Annotated in this window: 1 protein-coding gene; it reads left to right on the top strand. The window is 69.2% G+C overall.

Features of this window, described 5'->3' with window-relative positions; genetic code table 11:
* On the top strand, window positions 1–201 hold a 201-nt coding region (locus tag GEAM_RS00040), incomplete at both ends, for a hypothetical protein (RefSeq protein WP_034786601.1).

The raw sequence follows: 201 nt of genomic DNA, 5'->3' as shown, positions 1-201 counted from the left end.
CAGCCACCGCGCTGGTCGGCGCGCCGCTGCTGCTCTGGCTGCTACCGCGCCTGCGCAACAGCATGTCGCCGCCGCCGATGGATCAGGGCGACCACGTCCCAGAAGAGCGCCACCACTTAGTGCGCTGGGTTGGGCTGGCGCTGTTACTGCTGGTGGTGGGCGTTGCCGTCGCGCTGATGGCCGGGCGCGATGCTCATAGTT

The organism is Ewingella americana ATCC 33852 (genome assembly GCF_000735345.1).
Taxonomy (GTDB): Bacteria; Pseudomonadota; Gammaproteobacteria; order Enterobacterales; family Enterobacteriaceae; genus Ewingella; species Ewingella americana.
This window is presented reverse-complemented; position numbering and strand designations above follow the sequence as displayed.